The organism is Flavobacterium denitrificans DSM 15936, from assembly GCF_000425445.1.
Lineage (GTDB): Bacteria > Bacteroidota > Bacteroidia > Flavobacteriales > Flavobacteriaceae > Flavobacterium > Flavobacterium denitrificans.
Map to the genome: position 1 here is coordinate 376,731 of NZ_KE384379.1, position 18,084 is coordinate 394,814.

Annotated in this window: 20 protein-coding genes; 1 reads left to right on the forward strand and 19 read right to left on the reverse strand. The window is 33.4% G+C overall.

Translation table 11 applies throughout. The features are described from left to right. Positions 1 to 9: 9 nt before the first annotated feature. The 7 genes from H600_RS0121345 to H600_RS0121375 all read right to left on the reverse strand — a co-directional run bounded on the left by H600_RS0121345 (position 10) and on the right by H600_RS0121375 (position 7,410). Positions 10 to 276 carry a hypothetical protein gene (locus H600_RS0121345; protein ID WP_026730696.1) on the reverse strand — a complete coding sequence of 89 codons (267 nt, stop codon included), beginning with the start codon at positions 274 to 276 and terminating at the stop codon, positions 10 to 12. Positions 277 to 281: 5 nt separating this feature from the next. Then, on the reverse strand, positions 282 to 1,574 hold the full coding sequence (locus tag H600_RS0121350) for an efflux RND transporter periplasmic adaptor subunit (RefSeq protein WP_026730697.1): 1,293 nt from the start codon (positions 1,572 to 1,574) through the stop codon (positions 282 to 284). A 6-nt stretch (positions 1,575 to 1,580) separates the two neighbouring features. Next, the gene (locus H600_RS0121355) at positions 1,581 to 2,963 is read right to left on the reverse strand and encodes a TolC family protein (protein ID WP_026730698.1); all 1,383 of its coding nucleotides are present in this window, start codon (positions 2,961 to 2,963) and stop codon (positions 1,581 to 1,583) included. Between the two features lie 79 nt (positions 2,964 to 3,042). Continuing rightward, positions 3,043 to 4,164, reverse strand: coding sequence for an efflux RND transporter periplasmic adaptor subunit (locus H600_RS0121360; protein ID WP_026730699.1), 1,122 nt, complete (start codon positions 4,162 to 4,164; stop codon positions 3,043 to 3,045). 39 nt (positions 4,165 to 4,203) lie between these two features. Then, positions 4,204 to 5,469, reverse strand: coding sequence for an ABC transporter permease (locus H600_RS0121365; RefSeq protein ID WP_026730700.1), 1,266 nt, complete (start codon positions 5,467 to 5,469; stop codon positions 4,204 to 4,206). 2 nt (positions 5,470 to 5,471) lie between these two features. After that, a complete protein-coding gene (locus tag H600_RS0121370; protein WP_026730701.1) occupies positions 5,472 to 6,716 on the reverse strand; it encodes an ABC transporter permease in 1,245 nt (414 codons plus the stop codon). Continuing rightward, positions 6,709 to 7,410: an ABC transporter ATP-binding protein gene (locus H600_RS0121375; RefSeq protein ID WP_026730702.1), complete on the reverse strand. Its 702-nt coding sequence runs from the start codon at positions 7,408 to 7,410 to the stop codon at positions 6,709 to 6,711. Before H600_RS0121375 ends, H600_RS0121370 begins: the two co-directional genes overlap by 8 nt. Before the next feature lie 177 nt (positions 7,411 to 7,587). Here H600_RS0121375 and H600_RS0121380 point away from each other — a divergent pair, with 177 nt between their 5' ends. Then, a complete protein-coding gene (locus H600_RS0121380) occupies positions 7,588 to 8,994 on the forward strand; it encodes a DUF4403 family protein (protein WP_026730703.1) in 1,407 nt (468 codons plus the stop codon). Between the two features lie 16 nt (positions 8,995 to 9,010). Here the strand turns inward: H600_RS0121380 and H600_RS0121385 are convergent, their stop codons facing one another. The 12 genes from H600_RS0121385 to gcvH form a co-directional block, all read right to left on the reverse strand. Continuing rightward, on the reverse strand, positions 9,011 to 9,253 hold the full coding sequence (locus tag H600_RS0121385) for a hypothetical protein (RefSeq protein WP_051234487.1): 243 nt from the start codon (positions 9,251 to 9,253) through the stop codon (positions 9,011 to 9,013). 22 nt (positions 9,254 to 9,275) lie between these two features. Then, a complete protein-coding gene (locus tag H600_RS0121390; protein WP_026730705.1) occupies positions 9,276 to 9,818 on the reverse strand; it encodes a DUF420 domain-containing protein in 543 nt (180 codons plus the stop codon). 1 nt (position 9,819) lies between these two features. After that, positions 9,820 to 10,509, reverse strand: a complete 690-nt coding sequence (locus H600_RS0121395) for an SCO family protein (RefSeq protein ID WP_026730706.1) — start codon at positions 10,507 to 10,509, stop codon at positions 9,820 to 9,822. 11 nt (positions 10,510 to 10,520) lie between these two features. Continuing rightward, positions 10,521 to 11,162 (reverse strand): hypothetical protein, encoded by a 642-nt coding sequence (locus tag H600_RS0121400; RefSeq protein ID WP_026730707.1) that lies wholly within the window; start codon positions 11,160 to 11,162, stop codon positions 10,521 to 10,523. Positions 11,163 to 11,241: 79 nt separating this feature from the next. Beyond that, on the reverse strand, positions 11,242 to 11,598 hold the full coding sequence (locus H600_RS0121405; RefSeq protein ID WP_026730708.1) for a cytochrome C oxidase subunit IV family protein: 357 nt from the start codon (positions 11,596 to 11,598) through the stop codon (positions 11,242 to 11,244). Between the two features lie 19 nt (positions 11,599 to 11,617). Beyond that, positions 11,618 to 12,604, reverse strand: a complete 987-nt coding sequence (locus H600_RS0121410) for a cytochrome c oxidase subunit 3 (RefSeq protein WP_026730709.1) — start codon at positions 12,602 to 12,604, stop codon at positions 11,618 to 11,620. A 42-nt stretch (positions 12,605 to 12,646) separates the two neighbouring features. Beyond that, complete coding sequence (locus H600_RS0121415; protein ID WP_026730710.1) at positions 12,647 to 13,234, reverse strand: cytochrome c oxidase subunit 3; 588 nt, start codon at positions 13,232 to 13,234, stop codon at positions 12,647 to 12,649. 2 nt (positions 13,235 to 13,236) lie between these two features. Next, positions 13,237 to 14,139, reverse strand: a complete 903-nt coding sequence (gene cyoE, locus H600_RS0121420) for a heme o synthase (RefSeq protein ID WP_026730711.1) — start codon at positions 14,137 to 14,139, stop codon at positions 13,237 to 13,239. 158 nt (positions 14,140 to 14,297) lie between these two features. Beyond that, on the reverse strand, positions 14,298 to 16,439 hold the full coding sequence (locus H600_RS0121425; RefSeq protein ID WP_035108806.1) for an energy transducer TonB: 2,142 nt from the start codon (positions 16,437 to 16,439) through the stop codon (positions 14,298 to 14,300). Then, positions 16,440 to 17,183 carry a deoxyribose-phosphate aldolase gene (gene deoC, locus H600_RS0121430; protein WP_026730713.1) on the reverse strand — a complete coding sequence of 248 codons (744 nt, stop codon included), beginning with the start codon at positions 17,181 to 17,183 and terminating at the stop codon, positions 16,440 to 16,442. Between the two features lie 109 nt (positions 17,184 to 17,292). Continuing rightward, positions 17,293 to 17,685, reverse strand: a complete 393-nt coding sequence (locus H600_RS0121435) for a VanZ family protein (RefSeq protein WP_026730714.1) — start codon at positions 17,683 to 17,685, stop codon at positions 17,293 to 17,295. Continuing rightward, a complete protein-coding gene (gene gcvH / locus H600_RS0121440; protein ID WP_026730715.1) occupies positions 17,678 to 18,058 on the reverse strand; it encodes a glycine cleavage system protein GcvH in 381 nt (126 codons plus the stop codon). The genes H600_RS0121435 and gcvH overlap by 8 nt, the downstream gene beginning before the upstream one ends. Positions 18,059 to 18,084 lie beyond the last annotated feature (26 nt).

Here is an 18,084-nt window from a genome sequence, read left to right on the forward strand (position 1 = left end):
AAATTAAAATTATTTTTGAACTGCTACAGCTATCCCGATAAAAAGGAATGACAATATCCAAAACAATCCTATTGCAATGCATAAACTGACAATCAAAAAACCTACATACAAGAACAGTTTTTTAAATGCTGAAAAATAAACATATTCTTCATTATAATATTCTGATCTATATAAGCGATAATGTATGTAAATAAGAAATACAGCAATTGTTACTAATGCCGCACCAAAAACATAAATCATTTCCATTGAAAATCCGCCATGTAATGCAATAATCATAGCAATTATTTCTTAGGAGCTTCTACCTTTTTAAGTTTCACTTTATCTCCAGAATTCAAGTCTTTAGAAACTGTTGTGTAAGGACCTGTAATTACAACATCTCCTGGTTTTAATCCAGACATTACTTCTATGTTAGTATCATCTTGAATTCCTGTTTTAATGATTCTGATTTTAGCTTTATCGCCTACTTTCACAAAAACACATTCGTATTTTTTATCACTTTTTGGCGCTGCTTTTTTATCTTCGTTTGGATCTTCAACTTTAAAATCTTTTACCGCCGTAGTATCCGATTTTACAACAACAGAACTGATTGGTACTGCCAAAACATTTGTTTTTGTTGTTGTAATAATGTCAACAGTTGCTGTCATTCCAGGTCTAAAAGGTGAATATGTATTTGGTTTTCCTTCTAATAAATCTTGGTATGATTCTTTCAGAATTCGAACTTTAACCTTAAAATTTGTAACCTGATCTGAAGTCAAGGCCGTACTTGCTGAGTTTGATATACTGGTTACGACACCTTTGAATTTCTTTTTCAAATAAGCATCCACTTCAACATTAGCTTCGTCTCCAATTTTAATTTTCACAATATCATTTTCGTTGACATCAACTTCAACTTCCATATTGTTTAAATTTGCAACTCGCAAAAGTTCAGTTCCAGCCATTTGTTGTGTTCCTAAAACACGTTCTCCAAGCTCAACATTTAGCACTGAAATTGTTCCATCGGCTGGAGAATAAATAGTGGTACGTCCTAAATTGTCTCTCGCTTCATTTACAGATGCAGAAGCACTTTGAACGTTATAATAAGAACTTTGTCTTGTTGCCTTCGCAACTTCAAAAGATGCAATTGCCTTATCCCAATCTGATTTTGAAATTACTCCTTTATCATACAAAGTTTTATTACGCTCATAATTGGCTTTTGCCTCTTTAAAACTAGCTTCAGATTGTGTTAATCCAGCTTTAGTTCCTGATAAATTTGAAACAGAACGATTATAGCTTGACGTATATAAATCTGGATTTATTTTAACCAATAAATCCCCTTTTTTTACTACTTGCCCTTCTTTAACATTCAGCAAAATAATTTCTCCTGAAACTTCTGGCGAAATTTTCACTTCAATTTCTGGCTGAATTTTTCCTGTTGCTGAAACTGTTTCAACAATCGTAGAAGAAACGACTTTCGAGATTTCTACTTCTTTTCCTTCATCCTTATTTCCTATAACTCCCTTTTTCGACAGAACTATTAAAGTTGCAATTATAAGAAATGCACCTCCAACCAAGAAATAAATTGTTTTTTTTGACATAGTAAATTATTTAGCAGGAATTGGAACAATTGGAATTCCAAAATAGAATTCAAGAATTTTTATTTTAAATATATAATCGTATTTCGTTCTAATAACTTCAGACTGTGCATTTGTCAACAATGTTTGAGCCTGCGTAAAATCAAATGAATTCATCAATCCTACATCATACTTTTCTTTTGCGTAATTGTAAGCTTGTTGTCTTGCTTCTAATGTTACTGTTGCAGCTTCATATGTATTAAGCGCTCCTTTTGCGTTTGTAAATGCAGTGTAAACGTTACGTTGCAAATCTAAACTTTTTTGCTCTAAATCTATTTTAGATTTCTCTAAACTTACCTTATTTCGTTCAACATTATTTCGAACTGAGAATCCATTGAAAATTGGAACATTCAATTGCAAACCAAAATTGTGTCCTTTGTTATCACTAAACTGCTGGAATAGTGGGTCTGGACCTACAGTATAAGGCTGATTATTAGAATCAAACTTTACCTGATCACTATAACTTGCTCTTGTGTTAAAGCCATAAAAACCACTAAGAGTTGGCTGAAAGGCTCCTTTTGCAATAGCTACATTTTTTTCGGCAATTTCAAGATTGGTTTGTGCCAGTTTTAATTCAGTTCTAGTTTCTTTTGCCTTATTATAAATATCAATTGGACTTTGTGCCATGATATTATTTTCATCTTTTGCATTCGTATCATCAACAACATCAAAATCAGCAAATTCCTTAAGCTGTAAAAGCTGTGCTAAACTCAGCTTTGAGATCAATAAATTATTCTCAGAAACCGCAATATTTTGCTTATCTGTTGCAATAGTTGCTTTCAGATCAAATAAATCACCACGCGGAATTGTTCCGGCACTTACCATTTCTTCAGAACGCTTTAAACGTTTTTCATCAATAGCAAGTTGTTCTGTTTTGATTTTTAAATCTTCTTTATAGCCCAAAATCTGAAGAAAAGCATTCGCAACGTTCAACGAAACATCTTCTTGCATTTTCAATAATTGATATTGAGATGCAATAATAGCAAGTTTTGTTCGTCTATATGTATTTTGGTTTTGCAGCCCTTTGTAAATATCAACTCCAGCATTTAAACCTACAGATGAGTACTGTGTTGTCTGATTACGCAAAACTCCTGTAGTCACATCCTGGTTCAAACCAATATTCCATGAATGCGATGCATTTCCGTTTACAGATGGAAGATATCTACCGAAAGCATCTTTTTTATTTATTTCAGCATTTTGAACGTCTAATTCCGAATTTTTAATCGTGATATTATTATCCAATGCATATCGTACACATTCCTCTAATGTCCATTGTTTTGTCTGCGCCTGACCTGACAATCCAAATCCGAAAAGCATGGCAAAAACAAGACTATTTATTTTATTTATTTTCATATATTTTGAATGAAGCACAGCAAACGAGCCACGCAAATTTAACATTTTAAAAACCCAAAAACTCCTTTAAATAATCAAATTATTTTTTATCCTTATCTCCTTCGTTAATCAAGCCTTGATTCCAGATTTTGATTTTATCAGAAGCTGCAATGCCACTTTTAACTTGAACATAAATTCCGTCGCTAACTCCCAATACTAAATCTCTTCTTTGAAATTTCTGTGGAGCAGTTTCAACTTCTATGTAAGGTTTTTGAGTTTTTTTGTCAAACTGCACAAGTGATTCTTTAATAGCCAAAACTTTGTCTGCTTTCTCTAAAATGATTGATGCGTTTGCACTTAAGCCAGCTCTGATAAAAGTTCCTTCTCTATTTTGCAAAGAAGCTTTGATCTCAAACTGAATTGCGCCATTTTCTACTACACCTTTTGGTGCGATATCAGTTAGAACTGCTTCAAACTTCTTGTTTTCGATAGCTCCAACAGTGATTTCAATTGGCATTTGAACTTTGATTTTACCTACTTCAGATTCGTCAATTTTTCCAATGAAAATCATTCTTCCAACATCAGCCACACTAGCAATTGTAGTTCCTTCGTTGAAATTATTACTTTCGATAACTTGGTTTCCAACTTTTACAGGAACCGCTAATACCATTCCGTTTACAGTTGAACGAATTAATGTATTTGCATAGCTACCTAAAGATGTTGTTGTACCTGTTTTTACAATATCCAAGCTTTGTTTTGCTGCCAAGTAATTTTGTTTTGCTTGTTTGTAAGCCACTTGAGCTGCATCAAAATCGTTTGCAGAAATTACATCTTTATCAAACAAAGTTTTTTGTCTTTGATAGATTTTTTCTTGATTGTCTAATGCAATTTTTGCAGTTTGCACTTGATTTTGAGTACTGCTTACATTTGAGACATTGGCAACAACTCTAATTTTTGCAATCATATCCCCAGCTTTGATTTTCTCGCCAGCTTTGATATATACTTCTTCAATAATCCCTGAGATATTTGGTTTGATTAAGACCTCTTCATCAGGCTGAATATTACCCGTTGCAATGGTGTTTTTTACTATCGTTTTAATCTCTGCCTTCTCCGTCTGAAAAACAATTGGCGACTCTTGATTCTTAGCATACAAATAATAAAGTGCACCAAAGAAAATTACAGCAATAAAGATTAAAATGGTTACGGTTACTCCTTTTTTCATTTTGTTTTTGGTTTAATCGATTATATTTTTGATTGATAATTATTCTGTTCGTAAAGCGTCAACTGGCTTTACATTAATTGCGGTTTGTGCAGGGATAAATCCAGCCAACAAACCTGAACCCACTAATATTAATAAGGCAACAAATACAACTCCTAAATCTACGCTCGGACTGGCAAACATCGTATTGCTGTCGGCGGGCATCGAATCCAAAATCATATTTAACACAGCTATGATTCCGGTGGCGACGGCTATTCCGAGCATTCCTGAAATAATAGTCAAAAAGATAGATTCTGATAAAATTTGTCCACGAATCGCCGCAGGAGTAGCCCCTAAAGCTCTTCGAATTCCAATTTCTTTTGTACGTTCTTTAACTACAATAAGCATAATATTTGAAATCCCGATTACTCCAGAAATCAAAACCAATGTTCCAACAAAATAAGCAATGATTTTTAAGATATTAAACAAACTTTGCACTTTGTTAAACTGTTCGTACAAATCAAAATTACCTACTGCTCTATCATCTGCTGGATGCACGGAATGCAATGCTTTAATGATTTCCAAGATTTTTGGTTTTAAATCGGTAATCGAAGTTTCATCTTTCGCCGTAATTGCCATCCAACCAACTTTATCTCCATAATTGAATGCCTGCTGAAAAGTCGTAAACGGAATAAAAATGTTTTTTTGTTCCTGCTCTGCATTTCCACCTTGTTGTTTTGATTTATAAACCCCAACAACCATAAAGTTTATTCCGTTGATTTTTATATAAGTCCCTACAGATTCTTCTTCTTTCCCATAAAGTTCGCTGATAACTCCTTTACCAATTACTGCAACTTTTCTTTTTCCTTCAATATCTTGTTGGTTTACAAAACGACCTTTAATAATATCCATTGGTTGTTGCTTAATCAACTCCGGATAATCTCCATAAATAGTAAACGAAGAAGTTTTTGTACCTCGAACCACATTATTTGTTCCGTTAAAATCACCCAACTGATTTCTTGGTGAAACATATAACAAATCCGGCAACGCGGCTCTTAAAGCTGCAACGTCGCTGTTTCTAAAATCATAACGGCGTGTTTTAGGCAAACCTTTATAAGCTTTTGATGTCGTTTGGCTCCACATAAACATGGTATTTGTGGCGATCCCGTCAAAGCCTTTTTTAATTCCGTTTTCCAGACCATTTCCTGCAGCAAGCAAAATCACCAAAATGAAGATTCCCCAAAACACTCCAAACGCTGTCAAGATTGTCCTGAAAGGATTTGCAGTCAAGGCCTGTAAAATTTCGTCCCAATTATCTTTCTTAAACATAATTATTCGTCTCTAAGTGCTACAATAGGTTTGATTTTGGCTGCTCTGTATGCTGGAAAAAAACCAGCCATTGCGCCCGCGAAAACAAGCAAAACTAATGTTGTCAATGCTACGCTGAAATCAACTTCTGGATTTCTGAAATATTCACTCTGTACCATTGGCCCAACAAGTTCCAACAATAATAGACTCATCAACAATCCTACAAAACCAGCAATTGTGGTAATAAAGATTGATTCGTGAAGAATCATTGTAATAATTGAAAATGGCGATGCACCAAGTGCTTTTCGAATTCCAATTTCTTTAGTTCTTTCTTTAACAATGATAAGCATAATATTACTCACACCCACAACTCCCGCTATGATCGTACAAATACCAACCCACCAAAAAAACAATCTGATGTATAAATTCAAGTCATAAAATTGCTTAGCATCTTTAACCGAATTGTACACACCTACCCCACTGTCATCATCAGGAGCAACCATGTTTTTGCTTTTCAATAAATCTTTTAAATCTTGAGTGAATTTTTCAGACTGCGCCAATGCTTCATCATAATCATTTGTTTTTTTCAATGTAAAAAACATATTACTGATTTTGTCACCGGCTCCAAAAGCTCTTTGCACTGTAGTTAAAGGCAAATAGGCTCTTGCTTCTTCTCTTTCCCCTCCCGGATCTGTAAAAATCCCAATTACTTTAAAGTTGATATTATTGATCTGTATTTCTTTTCCAAGAGCATCCTGATCTTTAAACAAATCAGTTTTTATTTTCATACCAATAGTAGCGACTTTTTCATTGTTTTGTAAGTCTTTAGCATTGACATACCTTCCCTGTACGATAACTAGATTTTCAACTTGTCCGTAATCAGGATCAACACCTCTATATTGATAATTTCCATTTTCTTTGCCATAAGCAAATTGTGCTCCCCAATAATTCTGTGTAGAGGCTCTTAAATCTAGTTTATCTTCAAATTTTTGAACTGATTGATTGTAATCACTATTCCTAAACTGAATTTGTCTTCCTGGATTTAGTCCTTTGTACTCTTTTGTTGTTGTACCAGACCAAACCTCTATAATTCCTGCGGCGTCGCGTTCAAATTGTTTTTCAATTCCATTTTGAAGACCTTTTCCCGCTCCAAGCAAAATCACCAAAATAAAAATTCCAGATGCAACTGAAACTCCCGTCAAAAAAGTTCGCAACCGATTTTTGGAGATTGCTTCAAATATTTCTTGCCAACGCTCAATATTAAACATAAGATGAAGCTCTAACTTGTTCTACTTTTTTATCATCGATAATTAATCCGTCTTTCAGGACCACATTTCTCTTGCACATAGCGGCAATGTCGGGTTCGTGCGTAACGATCAAAATTGTTTTACCTTCATCGTTAATTCCTTGAATAAGCTCCATAACTTCATAAGAAGTTTTAGTATCCAAAGCTCCAGTAGGTTCATCGGCAAGCAAAACTTTCGGATTTGAGGCTAATGCTCTTGCAATTGCAACACGTTGTTTTTGACCTCCCGAAAGTTCATTTGGCAAGTGGTGCGAGTGAGAACCCAGACCAACTTTCTCCAAATATTTCATAGCAATTTCATAACGTTCTTTTCTTTTGATACCTTGATAATACAGTGGCATCGCTACATTATCAAGTGCACTTTTATAATTAATTAAGTTAAAAGACTGAAAAACAAATCCTAAAAATTTATTACGGTATTTTGACGCTATTGTTTCATTCAATTTTTTAATCGGAGTTTTATCTAAAGTATAACTTCCAGAATCAGCCTCATCTAAAATTCCCAAAATATTTAGGAGGGTCGATTTACCAGATCCTGAAGATCCCATGATAGCTACCAGCTCACCTTCTTCAATATTAAAATTTATGCCTTTTAACACATGCAGTTCTGAACTTCCCATTTTATAGGATTTATGCAAATCTTTGATTTCAATCATGGTATTGTTAATTTTTTAAAACAATAATAATATTTTTTATAAGTAAATTATGATAACAAAACGTTAATAATTTCGTTTTAATATTTAAATAAGACGGCAGTCTTTCGCAATTGTTACACTTTTTTACAATTATTTAATTGTTTTCTTAATTTTGTGTCACTAAAAAAAATTGTACCAATGAAGCTTACTTCAATTTTCGCTTTATTTATAGCTATTGCAATTCTTGCTGGCTGTTCAACATCTCAAAAATTAGAAACTTTAAAACCAGAACCAGATGATGCAAGTCCGCTGGTTTATGATGCTAGTCCTTCATTTATTAATTTGCCGATAACTGTAAAATTATCGGACATTGAAAATCAAACAAACGCCCTTTTAAACGGATTAATTTATGAAGACAACAATATCGAAGATGATGATATTGAAATGAAAGTCTGGAAACAGGCACCTATTAAAATTCAAAACGATCCGACTTCTCCAGATAAAAAGATCAAAACTGTTTTGCCGTTAAAAGCAACTGTAAAATATAGAATTGGAACAAAAAAACTAGGAGTCGAACTTTATGATACTCGTGAATTTAATTTGAACGGCGTAATTACTTTATCAAGCGATGTCGCGTTGACCAATTGGAAATTAAACACAAAAACCGAATTCAAATCATTGGAGTGGAGCGAAAGCCCAACTATGATGGTTTTTGGAAAAAGCATGCCAATTACGTATTTGATAAATCCAGCAATTTCTATTTTCAAATCAAAAATTGAAAAGAAAATCGACGAATCAATTGAAAAATCGATGGATTTTAAGTCGAATGTTTTAACTGCGCTAGAAAAAATTTGTACGCCATTTCAAATGAGCGACACGTATGAAAGCTGGTTAAGAATTGCTCCAATAGAAGTTTATTCAACAAACGCAAAACTCAAAAACGATTCCTTTTTATTGGATATGGGAATGAAATGCAATATGGAAACTATTGTTGGCAAACAACCAGAATCAAAATTCAATGCCAATAAAATTGTTTTAAAACCTGTTGCTAAAATCCCGAATCAGGTTAGTGCTAATATCGCAGCAATATCAACTTATGCGGATGCTTCTAAAATAATGACGAAAAATTTTGCTGATCAGGAATTTGGCTCTGGAGGCAAAAAAATAACCGTAAAAAGTGTTTCTATCTGGCACAAAGACGGAAAAATGGTTATTGCATTGGATGTTTTAGGATCCATAAACGGAACATTATATCTGAACGGATTTCCGCAATACAATCCGCAAACCAAGGAAATTTATTTTGACAAACTGGATTATGTTTTAGATACCAAAAGCAAATTAATGAGAACTGCAAGCTGGTTGGGGCAAGGCTATATTTTAAGAAAGATGGAAGCAAGTTGCCGTTATTCCATTCAACCAAATTTGGAGGAAGGCAAAAAAAGTATGGCTTCGTACCTTAAAAACTATTCGCCAATGCCTGGAGTTTTTGTAAATGGGAAAATGGAAGATATAGTTTTTGATAAAATTCAGTTAACGAATCAAGCGATTATCGCTTTTATCAAAATAAACGGAACCGTGAATGTTTCTGTTGATGGATTAAAATAAAAAAAGCAGTCTAAATTTAGACTGCTTTTTTCTTTTTAGATTGGTACATTCTGTAAATCAGATAACCAATTATACCCACTAGCAAATACGGAATTACCATTAGATATACAATTCCATCATTTACTGCTTCTGCTTTTTTAGTATTCGAATCTCCCGCCAGTGCTGCACGGCACATTGCACATTGCGCATTTGCAGAAACTCCGATTAAGAAAAGACAAAATCCAAAAAAAAGTCTTTGAAAATTAGTATTCTTTAGCATTTTAAAATTTGATATTTTATTTTTAGTGTACATAGTAAGGAGAAATCATTAAGTAAACCACAACTCCTGTTATCGCAACATACAACCAAAGCGGAAAAGTGATTTTAGCTATTTTTTTATGTCTGTCAAAACGTTGCGCAAGCGCTCTAACGTAAGTGATCAAAACAAGAGGAATAATTGCTATTGACAATAAAATATGAGTAATCAAAATAAAGAAATACGCATAGCGCAAAATACCTTCACCGCCATATTTAGTAGAATCAGCCGTCATATGATATGCAACATACATCACTAAAAAAGCTACAGACAAAGCAATTGCCAAAGTCATTAACCGCTCGTGTAAAACACGTTTTCCATTCTTAATTGCAATCACAGCCCAAACTAAAACAACAGCCGTTATTCCGTTTATGGTTGCATAAACCGGAGGCAACATTGATAATGGCTCAACATTGTATCCAAAATCTTTTAGTTTTACACCAAATAAAATTGCTACAACAACTGGTATTACAATTGAAACCGCAACTATGAATTTATTATATTTTTTTTCTAGTGAATTATCTTCCATCTTATTCTTCTAATAATACTTTAATATCTTCCTGAATTTCTCTAACTCCTTTTTTATCTAAACCATCATAATACAAAATAGGGTTTCCAAACTCATCTTTTCTGCAACGAATTTTGCCATCTTTGTCAATTAAAGCAAATAAACCCGAATGCTCAAAACCTCCATTTACTTTTGCATTTTCACCAGCATATAAATTAAATCCTTTATTTGACAAGTCCATTATTGTTGCTTTGTCACCAGTAAGGAAATTCCAATTCGAAGATTTCACTCCTATTAATTTTGCATGATCTTTTAAGACTGCAGGCGTATCATGGCCTGGATCGATTGTTATGGAAACAATTCCGAAATTTGGATTTCCAAAGAAAGTTTTCTCAATTTCCAGCATGCTCAAATTCATTTTTGGGCAAATTGAAGGACAAGTTGTAAAGAAAAACTCCAAAACATAAACCTTCCCTTTATATGTTTCATTTGAAACTTTCACGCCATCCTGATTTGTTAATTCAAATTTAGGAGCTGGGCCAATGGTTAGCAATTTCCCATCTTCTTTGGCATTCTTAGAACCAACATTATCCAAACGGTTTCCTTTTACAACTTCACCGTTTTGAATTCTATTTACGATTTTTGGCACTGCATAAATTCCAAAAATTAGAACTACAAACGAAATTCCGATATATGATTTGTTTTTAAACATTTCGATAAAAATTAAAGTTGTTTTGTGGCGTTGTGATTCTTTTTAAGGGCTGCACGATATTCATATAAAATGATTTTGAAATCATCAAGCATTTCGTTACTCAGCTCAGAAGGATGAAAAGTATTGTATCCTTCTTTGTATTCGTCTTTATCTTTTCTTCCTCTAAGATTTCTTTCTTTATCAATTATGTAAACATTTGAAGTTTCAAGATTCTTATCTAGTTTTTCTTTTAGATGAAGCCCATCATAAAATTTTTGAATTTCTTCATTTGAAGCAAATACAAAATTCCAATTTTTAACATCTGTAAAAGGAGATAAGGCATCAACTATTTTTTTTGCCTCATTTTCGGTCCCAAGTGGACACAGAATTACAAACTGAAGATCTTCAAAACCATTATAACGTTTGTAGATTTTTTCATTTAGATTAAAATAATTACCTCGGTTTTCTAAAATATTAGTACCTCCAAAACCAAGTACCGTAATCTTCTTATTAAGAGAGATTTTTTTTCCGTTTAATGAATTCCAATTTCCAAAGTCAGCTACTTTAGGTGTTATTACAGGAAGTGTTGTAAAGCTATTTACTCCAGAAGCAAAAAATAAATAAGCTACAATTGGCAAGACAAAAAGTACAAAGAGAACTATATTTTTTTTCATTGTTTATGCGGGAAAATATTGAGGTACAAAAATAAAAAAATCCCGATGTTATCGGGACTCTTTTCGAATTAATATCATGTTAAAAATTCCATTTAATAGTAGAATCTTTAAAAACCCCATAAATATAATGTCCTTCTGTCAAAAGAATAAACAGTAAATATAAAACTAGGAAAATGACTGGTGATACAACAGACCATCTAAGGCTGCTTTTTTCACCTTCCATGTGCATAAATGCCCATACTATATAATATGCTTTGAAAATTGTAAGGATATAGAAAATCCAGTTCAATAAATTCAAACCAACAAAATGATTAAATTCTAATGATGCAGGTTTGTAGATACCAAGAATAACTTCTACTGTAGTTACTACTGATAGTAATGCAAAAACAAACCAGATTCTTTTTGTATTTGATACGTATTCGTGACCGTGTGCCATAATAATAAATCTTAAAAAATTAAACTAAGTAGAAAACTGTAAATACAAATACCCAAACTAAATCTACGAAGTGCCAGTATAATCCAACTTTCTCTACCATTTCGTAGCTTCTTCTTTTCTCGTAAGTTCCTAATAAAACATTAAAGAAGATAATGATATTAATGATAACTCCTGAGAATACGTGGAATCCGTGGAATCCAGTGATGAAGAAGAAGAAATCAGCAAATAATTTACTTCCGTATTCGTTTCTAGTCAAGTTTGCACCCTCAACTACATATTTAGCAGTCGCTAAACGAGTTTCAGAGTCTTCTCTTGATAAAACAGTTTTCTTTTTCTCTTTAGTAAGATTTTCAGTTCTTATTAATAATTCAGGATGCGCTTTAAATCCAGCTTGTACTTCCGCAACTGTATATGTTGGCTGTGTTTCTGCATCTTCCATGAACCAAGTTGAATGGCTTCTTGTCAAAGCTTCTCTTTGTTCTGGCAATTTTACAGCAAACTCATTAAGAGCTACTCTTTTACCTTCTTTATCAACAAACTGCAATAAGCTTCCACCTGCTGTTTCAACTGCACCATATTCTCCTTTAATGAAGTTTTTCCACTCCCAAGCTTGAGAACCAACGAAAATAAAACCTCCAACAATAGTCAAGAACATATAGATTGCAACCTTTGTCTTTTTCAATTGATGTCCTGCATCAACAGCCAATACCATTGTTACAGATGAGAAAATCAAGATAAAAGTCATCAAGGCTACATAATACATAGGAGCCGAAACGCCATGCATAAATGGGAAGTGAGTAAACACTTCGTCAGCCAAAGGCCAAGTTTCAATAAATTTAAATCTAGAAAAACCATAAGCAGCAAGAAATCCAGAGAATGTCAAGGCATCTGATACGATAAAAAACCACATCATCATTTTACCATAACTTGCTCCTAATGGCTGGATATCCTCTCCGCCTCCCCAAGTTTTTTCGTTGTTATTTGCAGTAGTAACTGTCGCTTCCATAAAAGATATTCGTTAAAAAGTTCCCAAATTTACGTTTTTTTCTTATTTAAAGAAATATAAAAATAAAAATAAATACACCCATAATAAATCCAAAAAGTGCCAATACATCGCACCTAGTTCTATACCAAGAGTTTGAGTCGAATTGTATTTTTGTTTAAAATGATTATAAATTATAATTAAAAGTGAAATTAATCCACCTGCCAAGTGCAATAAGTGCGTCACAGTCACTACATAAAGAAAAGTTGTAGTAATTGAGCTACCTTGTCCTGTAAAATAATACCCTTTTTCAACGATTTGTCCAAATCCTTGAAATTGCAACACTATAAACAAAACCCCTAAAGCCAAAGTCCCTAAAAGCAATGCCGTAACTGCGCTTCTATTATCTTTCTGAATTGCTTTTTTTGCTAAATAAAAAGTAACGCTGCAACCAATAATTACTGCTGTACTATAATAAAATGCAGTTGGCAATTGAAAATCCTTCAACCAGTCAGCTCTTGATTTACTTACCACAAACGCACTTGTAAGTCCTGCAAACATCATGGTCATACTTACCATGGCGAATAACAAAATCAATTTTGCCGATTTTGATTTTCTTAATTGTTCATCACTTGCTTTAATTGTCATTTCCATAACTATCTTAAAAATTTATCTACTATAAATACAATCTGCAATAGTGAAATGTACGAAACACTCACCAACATCAATGTTCTTGCAGATTTTGCCGTTCTCAACTGATACAATTTTACCGCATAAAAAAGCATCCACAAACCTAGTAAAAACACTAAAACTGCCGCAATTGGAGAAATAAACAATTGCCCTGTATAGCCCAAAACCGGAAGCAATGAAGCTATAATTAGCCAAATTGTATATAAAATAACTTGCAATGCGGTACCTTTATCTTTCTTTCCTGTTGGCAACATAAAGATTCCTGCTTTTTCATAATCTTCATACAAAAACCAACCGATCGCCCAAAAATGAGGAAATTGCCAGAAAAACTGAATCAAAAACAACGTTCCTGCTTCAATTCCAAACTCACCTGTAGCCGCAACCCATCCTAACATAAATGGTATTGCACCAGGAAAAGCCCCCACAAAAACAGATAATGAAGTTACCGTTTTTAGTGGCGTATAGATACTTGTATATAAAAATATGGAGATTGCGGCAAACATTGCTGACTTAGCATTAATTGTATAAAGCAAACTGATTCCTATAATAGTCAGTAAACTTGCTACAAACAAAGCCATTTTTGGAGACATACGTCCTGAAGGAACTGGACGATTTTTTGTACGATCCATTAAAGCATCGATGTCTTTTTCAATTACTTGGTTGAATGCGTTTGAGGCGCCAACCATGCAGTAACCGCCAATTGACAAAACAAGCAAAACACTCCATTTAAAAGGATGCTCATCGTTTACACCTAGCAAATATCCTGCAATTGAAGAAAACAAAACACTAATAGCCAAACCGGCCTTAGTAATCTCTTTGAAATCCAGGAATATTGATTTTAGTGAAATTGTATTTTTAGTAGCGTTCAAACCTCTATTGTTTGTATATTTTTTTTTGAGTGCTGCAAATGTACAAATTAGATTGTAGAATAAAGAACTAAAAAATTAGATTTTTTTCAATAAAACCTTTACAAAATAAGGACTTGCAAATCTTTAACACAATTATTTCGAAAAATCTTATAAAAATTCTAGTAATCGAAATACCAATTGAAAATATCTGAACGCAATCCGATAGTAAACCAAGTCGTACTTTGCTTGAAAGTTGTTGGCGTATCTTGAGTTGGATCAAAGTTTCTATAAATAAAACTTCCAAACAGCTTTAAGTTTGTCATCGGATTTATCAAATAACCTCCTTGTATATCAGCAATAAAAACATCGGTTTTATTCCCTTGCCCTACTACCACTCCTTTATCGTATGGACGTTTTACATCATAACTTTTATAAATATCACCTCCATAATTATAGCTGTCTTGTGCTGTATTAAAATCTAATCCGCGTTTTCCAATATTAAATTTAGCATCACCAAAAAGACGTCCTTTATGATATCTTCCAATTACAACAAATTCATTGAAATTACCTCCCCATTGATGCCCAAGACTTTGATTATTGTGCCCATAATTTGTAATTACTGCGCTATGCGAATATACGTAAGGACGCACATGATTGTATTCTACCTGCAGCAAAAGATCTTTTACATCGAATGCATTGAAATATTTCCCTCCAATTTGAAAACCAAATTTATTCTTCCAGCTCTTATCTCCTGCCTTTACATCAGAAACCGAAAATTCATCTATTAAGAACTGTGAATACAAGTTAATACTGTTATTCCATTTATATTTTCCAGTAATTCCAAGCATTGCATTTCCGCTTCTTGAAGAAGATGTAAATTCGACCGTACGATAAAAAATAATAGGATTCACAAAATTCACATCAAATCCTCTATTGTTGGTATCTGTCCAAACCACCGACTCAAAGAAACCTAAGTTCAGCCTGTTTGAAACATTCCAGCTCAAATAATGGTTTGCCATAAATTTTGTTGCATATGTTTTATCAACCGTAACTTCCGGTCTAACATCCTTCAACCACATATAAGTATTAGTGTATTTGATTTTCCAGAAAGTCGTATTAATTTTAAAATACGGATATGGGCTCGCACCATCACCTTCAAGCAATGAACGATATCCGTCTCCAATAAAATTTCTTCCATAACCCAACTGAAGATCAAAAAACTTATACGGAGCATATGTAATATCAGCTTCTGCTAGAGGAAAATCATAAGCATCTGTTTTAAAACGTTTTGCAATTCCAATTCCCGGAATAATTGCTGGATTTCCTCCAGAAGGTTTTAATGATTCAGCATAATCGTTAAAATATCCTGCAAAACGTCCTTGACTTTCAAAAATAGTTGTTGTAAAGTTTAATTTTTTTCCGAGACCACCTCTAAAATTTAGAGCACGCGTATTTACATAAGTATAGGAAGCGTCAAGATCAGAAGCTTTCCCGAGTTGCAAATCAACAATCGGATTTAAAGCCAACCAATAATCTTCTCCTTGAATCTGAACTAAATTTTCATTCCACCATTTTCGTCCCAACCAAGTTGATGCCTTCTTCTGAAGTGATTCATTTACTGCTTTCAAATTATAGTATTTTGAAACCTCAGCATATGTAAATGGTTTTGAAGCTGTGTGGTTATTACTTCCAACTTGATTCATAGCGCCATCAAACTGCGCATAATAACTATGTGAAAAAGGAACATTCAAATAACTTTCAAATTCTGGATTATTGTATTTTTTGTAAACAATACTATCCAATTCAGTCATAGGCTTTTCAGCTGGTTTTAAAATCTGAGATGCTGCCAAAGCTTCTGCCGCTAATTGATCCGAATTTTTTAAAGGAATATTAATCGTAATTGTATATTTCGAATAGGTCGGTTTTCCATTATAAGTCGACGGCTTGATTGTCGGGAACTTAGCAAAAACTCGTTTTGCAGCTTCAGACAAATCCTCATTTGAAGTATTTACATAAATCACTTTGAAGACTCCTGTCGCATCAACTTCAAAAAGCACTTTGACTTCACTTTTATGATTGCTTTGCTTTAAATTTTCCGGCACCTCAAAATTTTGAAAAACAAAATCCTGAACTTCTCTATAAAAGCAATCTTCCAATTTTTTATCCGCTAAATTTTCGCAATTTGGAAAGATCGGAAATTGTTCACTTGTAAATCCAGATTTAACATAAGTATTATTTTCTTGAGCAAAAACAAATAGGGAAGCTAAAATAAAAATAAAAGTCAGGGCTCTTTTATTAATTAAGTAGGTTTTAATTTTCATTTAATATTGATTTGGGGTATTCTCTCCATTAGCAATTGCTTTTGCTGCCGAAGTTCCGATACGTTTAACTCCTAAACGAATCATTTCTATTGCATCTTCATATGATCGCACACCGCCCGCCGCCTTAACTGGCAACGGTGATGCATTTTCTAACATTATAATAATTACAGGAACTGTAGCTCCGTTTGGTAAATCATTTTCAGTTTTAAAAAAACCTGTTGACGATTTTACAAATACCGACGAATAATTCTCTTCCTTGAAATTAGATATCACAACATTTTTTATCAAAGCCGAAAGCTGAATAATTTCTTTATCCGTTAAAGCAGCTGTTTCAATAATCCATTTTATCGTTTTATTATGAGCTAAGCCGATTTGTGTACCTATTAAAATTTCATTTTTTACCAATGCCAAATCTCCGTTCTTGAAAGCTTCATAATTGCAGACAAAATCCAAATCATCAGCACCGTTTTCAATTGCTTCATTGGCTTCTTTTATTTTGGTCTCCAAATCTGATTTGCCTTCCGGAAAATCGATGACTGTACCAACAAGCACAGTAGAATTAGCCTCCATAATCATTTTTTTAGCCAAACTGACATATTCTGGCCGAATCATAATCAATTTAAAACCTTCTGCAATTGCTTCCTCAATCGCATTTTTTACAACAACGCTATTATCTGCTTCCGAAAGCCCGGCTTGCGAAGCAGTTTTAAGATACGTTGAATCAAGGTATTGCTTAATGTTCATGATTTAACTTTTTAATCAGAATGCCACAAAAATACATTTTAAATTCAAAAAAAAGCACTATTTATAAGGCTTCATTTTATTCCAATAAAAAACCCACCGAAGTGGGTAATCATATTCCTATTATTTTGTCGATCTTCTTTCTTAAACCTATAGCAGAAAATACTCCGGCAGTTGCTCCAATCGTATTTGCTAAAACATCAGTTACATCTGGAGTTCTTGTTGTCGTCAAAACTCCTTGCAGAACTTCGATAGTAATTCCAAAAAAAACTGAAAATATAAATGAAATCAGATACGCCTTATAATCATTAGCATGCTGTCCTTTAAGTTCTTTTTTGAAAAACAAAATCCACGAAATCGTAAATCCAAAATGAAAACAAAAATGAACAATTTTATCTATACTCGGAAAATCAAATGCTGGAATATTACTCGAATTTGTCAAACAAAAATACGTAATGATTCCTGAGCATATAATCGCCCAAATTAAAAGAAGCTGTTTAGGCACCGATAAGTTGTTTGTAAGCTGCGTCAGATAATAATGAATCTATTTCTGATGCATCAGCAATTTTAATTTTGATCATCCAACCTGCTCCGTAAGGATCAGAATTCACAGTTTCTGGAGCACTTTCTAAACTATCATTGAAAGCAATGATTTCACCTGTTAAAGGCAAAAATAAATCTGAAACTGTTTTTACAGCTTCAACAGTTCCAAAAACTTCGTCTTTATCTAATGTTTGATCTAAAGTTTCTACCTCAACATACACGATATCTCCTAACTCTTTTTGTGCGAAATGAGTAATTCCTACAGTCGCAACATCTCCGTCGATGCTAACCCATTCGTGATCTTTTGTGTACTTTAAATTTGCTGGTATGCTCATAATAGTATGTTTGAAAATTGATAATT